At 70.8% G+C, this 5617-nt stretch carries 5 protein-coding genes; 1 reads left to right on the top strand and 4 read right to left on the bottom strand.

Features of this window, described 5'->3' with window-relative positions; genetic code table 11:
• Positions 1–122: 122 nt before the first annotated feature.
• From xth to SLNSH_RS24130, 3 genes are all read right to left on the bottom strand, one after another.
• Entirely contained in the window at positions 123–902 is a 780-nt protein-coding gene (gene xth, locus SLNSH_RS24120) for an exodeoxyribonuclease III (protein WP_106340812.1), read from the bottom strand.
• A 73-nt stretch (positions 903–975) separates the two neighbouring features.
• Positions 976–1695 (bottom strand): LrgB family protein, encoded by a 720-nt coding sequence (locus tag SLNSH_RS24125; protein WP_106340814.1) that lies wholly within the window; start codon positions 1693–1695, stop codon positions 976–978.
• Positions 1692–2078 (bottom strand): CidA/LrgA family protein, encoded by a 387-nt coding sequence (locus SLNSH_RS24130; protein WP_106340816.1) that lies wholly within the window; start codon positions 2076–2078, stop codon positions 1692–1694. The genes SLNSH_RS24125 and SLNSH_RS24130 overlap by 4 nt, the downstream gene beginning before the upstream one ends.
• A 99-nt stretch (positions 2079–2177) precedes the next feature.
• Between SLNSH_RS24130 and recG the strand changes: the two genes are divergently transcribed.
• Positions 2178–4280 carry an ATP-dependent DNA helicase RecG gene (recG, locus tag SLNSH_RS24135; protein WP_106340819.1) on the top strand — a complete coding sequence of 701 codons (2103 nt, stop codon included), beginning with the start codon at positions 2178–2180 and terminating at the stop codon, positions 4278–4280.
• Here the strand turns inward: recG and SLNSH_RS24140 are convergent, their stop codons facing one another.
• Entirely contained in the window at positions 4281–5072 is a 792-nt protein-coding gene (locus SLNSH_RS24140) for a DUF502 domain-containing protein (protein WP_106340821.1), read from the bottom strand. It lies immediately after the preceding gene.
• Between the last annotated feature and the right edge of the window lie 545 nt (positions 5073–5617).

Raw genomic sequence — 5617 nt, forward strand, 5'->3', positions numbered from 1 at the left:
TCGTTAGCCGACAAGACGCGACGGCCCTGAATTGCTTCGTCGCTGCGCTCCTCGGATTGCTTCGTCGCTGCGCTCCTGGCAAGGACGGCGCAGTCCCTCCGCGGCTCCGGCGCCGGACAGCATCACGCCCTGAGGTCGATGCGGATCGGGACGTGGTCGGAGGGCTTCTCCCAGGTGCGGACGTGCTTGTCGATGACGCAGGTCTGGAGCTTGTCGGCGGCCTGGGGGGACAACAGCAGGTGGTCGATGCGGATGCCGTTGTTCCGCTGCCAGGCCCCGGCCTGGTAGTCCCAGAAGGTGTACTGACCCTCGCGGTCGTCGCAGGCCCGGAAGGCGTCCGTGAAGCCAAGCGCCAGCAGTTCGCGGAACTTGTCCCGGGTGCGCGGAAGGAACAGGGCGTCGCCCTCCCAGGCGGCCGGGTTGTGCACGTCCTTCGCCGTCGGAATCACGTTGTAGTCGCCGGCCAGCACGAGCGGCTCCTCCAGGGCGAGCAGGCCCTGCGCGTGGGCGATGAGCCGGTCCATCCAGGCGAGCTTGTAGTCGTACTTGTCGGTCAGGGGCGGGTTGCCGTTGGGCAGGTAGATGGAGGCGACGCGCACAGCGCCCGAGTCGGTCGGAATCTCCGCCTCGATGTAGCGGGACTGGGTGTCGGCGTCATCGCCGGGCAGCCCGCGCATGACCTCGAAGGGCCGCTTCGACAGGATTGCGACGCCATTGTAGGACTTCTGCCCGTGGGTGGCGACATTGTAGCCGAGCGCCTCCACTTCGGCCGTCGGGAAGGCCTCGTCGACGCACTTGATCTCCTGGAGGCAGACCACGTCCGGCTCGGCCTGCTTCAGCCAGTCGACGAGGTGGCCGATCCGGGCCTTGACCGAGTTCACGTTCCAAGAGGCGATACGCATGGGGCGCTCCGGCGATTGCGGGCGCGACCCTAACGGCATTCGCCTGCTTTGTGCATCCCCGCCCCGCATCCGATCACGTCCGGAACAGGCTCATCACCACAGGCACGATGAAGGCCGTGAGCAGGCCATTGAGCCCCATCGCGACGCCCGCGAAGGTCCCCGCGATTGGGTTCACCTGGAAGGCTCGGGCCGTGCCGATGCCGTGGGAGGCGAGGCCCACGGCGAAGCCGCGGGCGCGCCAGTCCTTCAGGCCGAGCGCGTTCATGAGCGGCGCCACCGTCATCGCGCCGATGATGCCTGTGGCGATCACCAGCGTGGCAGTGAGCGAGGGGTCGCCGCCGATCTCGCGCGCGATGCCCATGGCGATGCCCGCCGTGACGGACTTGGGGGCGAGCGAGGCCAGGACGGCGGGCGGAGCCCCGAGGGCGGCGGCGATGCCGACGGCCGAGACCACTGCGGTGAGGCCGCCGGCCAGCAGGGCGCCCAGCACTGGGACGACCGCCTTGAGCACGATCCGGCGGTTCTCGTACAGCGGCACCGCCAACGCCACGGTGGCCGGGCCGAGCAGGAAGTGCACGAACTGGGCGCCGTCGAAATAGACATTGTAGGGCGTGCCAGTGGCCGCAAGCAGCGCGACCAGGGCGGCCACCGAGATCAGCACCGGGTTGGCCAGGGGATGGCGGCCGGCGGCGGCGGACAGGCGGTCCGCGACCGCATAGGCGGCGAGCGTGACCGTGAGCCAGAGCAGCGGGCTGGAGGAGAGGTAGACCCAGAGCTGGGTGGCCGGCGTCATGGATTCGGCTCCCCCGAGCCGTCCAGCCGTCCGGACAGGGCCCGGAACACCAGGGCGGTCACCAGCAGGGTGAGCAGGGTCGAGACCACCAGCGCGGTCGCGAGACCCAGGCCGTTGCTCGCCAGCGCGGGCGCGTTGCGCAGGATGCCCACGCCGGCCGGGACGAACAGCAGCGACAGGTTGGCCAGCATCACGCGGGTGACTGCGCCGAGGGGGGTGTCGGACACCGGCGCGGCCCCGGGCCGAAGCCGGTCCCGCCCCAGCAGGATCGCGACCAGCAGGGCCATGCCGAGGACAGGGCCCGGAACGGGCCAGCCGGCGAGCCGCACGGTCGCCTCCCCGGCAAGCTGGCAGGCGAGCAGGAGCGTAAGCGCTGGAATCATGCCGAATCCTCCCCCGGAGCCATGGTAACGATCCGGCGCGCGGCGGCTACGCGGGCGTAGCGCCCGGCTTCCTGTATGCTGCGCGAACGACGAATCGCCATGCGCCCTGCCCTCCTCAATCCGCTCTTCGCCCCCGTGGCGACGCTGCCCGGCGTCGGGCCGAAGCTCGCTCTGCTGTTCGACGCGCTGCTGGCGGAGCCCGGGCGCGGCGCGCGGGTGCTCGACCTTTTGTTCCACCTGCCCCATGGCGTCATCGACCGGAGCGCCCGGCCGACCATCGCCGAGGCGCCGCGGGAGGGGATCGTCACCCTGGAGGTCACGGTCGAGGAGCACCGGCCCGGGCCGCCGAACCGGCGCAACGCCCCCTACCGGGTGATCGTGTCCGACGGGACCGGGGACCTCGCACTGATCTTCTTCCACGCCCACGCCAAGCGCATGGAGCAGATGCTGCCGATCGGGGCCAAGCGATGGGTCTCGGGCAAGATCGAGATGTGGGACGGCCGGCTCCAGATGGTCCACCCGGACCGGGTGGTGGACGAGGCCGGGCTCAAGAGCATGCCGGCGTTCGAACCGGTCTACGGGCTGACCGCGGGGCTGGGGCCGCGCGTGGTCGCCAAGGCGGCCGCCGCGGCGCTGGAGGACGTGCCCGAGCTGCCCGAGTGGCAGGACCCCGCCTGGGTCCAGGCTCGTCGGCTTCCCACCTTCGGGGACGCGCTGCGCGACCTGCACCGTCCCTTCTCGGCGGCGGCGCTGGGCCCCGACTCGAAGGCGCGGCAGCGGCTGGCCTATGACGAGTTGCTGGCCAGCCAGCTGGCCCTGCTGCTGGCGCGCCAGCGCATGAAGAAGGCGGCCGGCCGCTCGCAGGCCGGGGACGGCCGCATCGCGGCCAGGATCGTGGCCGCCCTGCTCTTCGCGCTCACGGGCGCACAAGCGACGGCGCTGGAGGACATCCGCCGCGACCTGGCCGCCCCGGAGCGCATGCTGCGCCTGCTGCAGGGCGACGTGGGCTCTGGCAAGACCGTGGTCGCCCTGCTCGCCATGGCGAGCGTCGTGGAAGCCGGCCGGCAGGCGGCCCTGATGGCGCCCACCGAGATCCTGGCGCGGCAGCACTACGAGAAGCTGAAGCCGCTGGCCGACGCCGCAGGCCTGCGCACCGCGCTCCTCACGGGCCGGGACAAGGGCGCGGGTCGCCGCGCCACCCTGGAGGCGCTGGCGGGGCGGGAGATCGACATCCTGTTCGGCACCCACGCCCTGTTCCAGGAGGAGGTCGCCTTCGCGGACCTCGGCCTCGCGGTGGTCGACGAGCAGCACCGGTTCGGCGTGCACCAGCGGCTGGCCCTGTCGCGCAAGGGCGAGGCGGTGGACGTGCTGGTGATGACCGCCACGCCCATCCCGCGCACGCTGGTGCTCTCCTATTTCGGCGACATGGATGTCTCGGTGCTGCGCGAAAAGCCGCCGGGTCGCCAGCCCATCGACACGCGGGTGGTTTCGCTCGACCGGCTGGACGAGGTGGTCGCGGGCATCGGGCGGGCCATCGCAGGCGGCGCGCGCGCCTACTGGGTGTGCCCCCTGGTGGAGGAGAACGAGGAGCTCGACCTCGCCGCCGCGCAGGAGAGGCACGAGACGCTGACCCGCATCTTCGGCCCGCGGGTCGGGCTGGTGCACGGCCAGATGAAGGGCAAGGACAAGGACGCCGCCATGGCGGCCTTCGCGGCCGGCGAGACCTCCATCCTGGTCGCCACCACGGTGATCGAGGTCGGCGTCGACGTGCCCGAGGCGACGGTCATGGTGATCGAGCACGCCGAGCAGTTCGGCCTGGCGCAGCTGCACCAATTGCGCGGGCGCGTGGGCCGCGGCACGGGCAAGTCGAGCTGCCTGCTTCTCTACAAGACGCCGCTGGGCGAGGTCGCCAAGGCGCGGCTCGAATGCATGCGGCGCACGGAGGACGGGTTCGAGATCGCCGAGGAGGACCTGAGGCTGCGCGGCGAGGGCGACGTGCTGGGCACTCGTCAGTCGGGCATGCCCGGATTCAAGCTCGCCATCCCGGAGATGCACGCCGAGCTGCTGCAGGCGGCGCGCGACGACGCCAAGCTGGCGCTGGAGCGCGACCCGGGTCTCGCGAGCGAGCGCGGCGAAGCGCTGCGCGCGCTGCTCTACCTGTTCGAGAGGGACGCGGCGATCCGCCTGCTCAGGGCGGGGTGATCACTCGGCCGCCTCGACGGCGGGCTTCGTTTCGGGGTCGGACGGCCTGGCCTCACCAAGCCGCCGCCCCTCGGCCGCCAGCCTGGCGAGGCGCTTCTGCCCGTCGGGCTGGATGAGGCCAGCCGACATGATGAGCTTGGCGCCCTCGTCCACCGTGAGGGACAGCTCAATCACCTCGTGACGTGGGACGTAGAAGAAGAAGCCGGTGGTCGGGTTCGGCGTGCAGGGCATGAACACGGCGACGTACTCGTGCGGGCCCGGCATGCTCTCCGCCAGGTCGCCCTGGGGCGGGGTCGAGAGGAACACGATCGACCACATGTCCTTGGCCGGGAACTGCACCAGGCCCACGGTGCGGAACGACGTGCCCGACTGCGAGAACACCGTCTCGAAGATCTGCTTCATGCTCTTGTAGAGTCCGCGCACCACCGGCATGCGGCCGAGCAGGGTCTCGCCGAAATCGAGCAGGGAACGGCCGACGAGGTTCGCGGTGAGGAAGCCCAGCACCGTAAGGCCGATCAGGGCGACGATCAGGCCGAAGCCCGGGATGGGATAGTTGAGGTAGGTCTCGGGCAGGTAGGTCGCAGGGATGAACGGCTTCACCCAGCCGTCGACCAGGTTGATGAACCACCAGGTGATGTAGGCCGTGATGGCCAGCGGCCCGGCGACCACCACGCCGGTCAGGAAATAAGCGCGCAGCCTGTGGCTCGCCGACCGCTTCGGCGGCGGCACGGGCGCGATGAACGGCGCCGACGCCAGGCTCGGCTCCGCAGTCTCGTCCCGCTCGGTGCTCATTCGAAGGCCTCTCCCGCGCCGCTTCGGCCCGCATCCTGCGAAATGGGCGCGGAATGTTCAATGTTCAATGCGCGCGGAGTGGATTTGGGTCGCTGTACCGACATGCATCCCCCGTCATCCCCGGGCTTGTGGGAAGACCTCTACGACACCCTCGCCTAACAACGCTCCGGTCGTCATCCCCGGGCTTGTCCCGGGGATCCACGCGCTGGGGACAGGCGTGGATGGCCGGCACGAGCCCGGCCATGACGGAGAGGGCGACGGTTGCGCTCGTCGGAAGGCAGGCAGGAGCCATCATCCCCGGGCTTGTCCCGGGGATCCACGCACTGGGGAAAGGCGTGGATGGCCGGGACGAGCCCGGCCATGACGGAGAGGGTGACGGTTGCGCTCGTCGGCACGCGGGCAGGAGCCGTCATCCCCGGGCTTGTCCCGGGGATCCACGCGCTGGGGAAAGGCGTGGATGGCCGGGACGAGCCCGGCCATGACGGAGAGGGTGACGGTTGCGCTCGTCGGCAGGCAGGCAGGAGCCGTCATCCCCGGGCTTGTCC

The organism is Alsobacter soli (assembly GCF_003004785.1).
Lineage (GTDB): Bacteria > Pseudomonadota > Alphaproteobacteria > Rhizobiales > Beijerinckiaceae > Alsobacter > Alsobacter soli.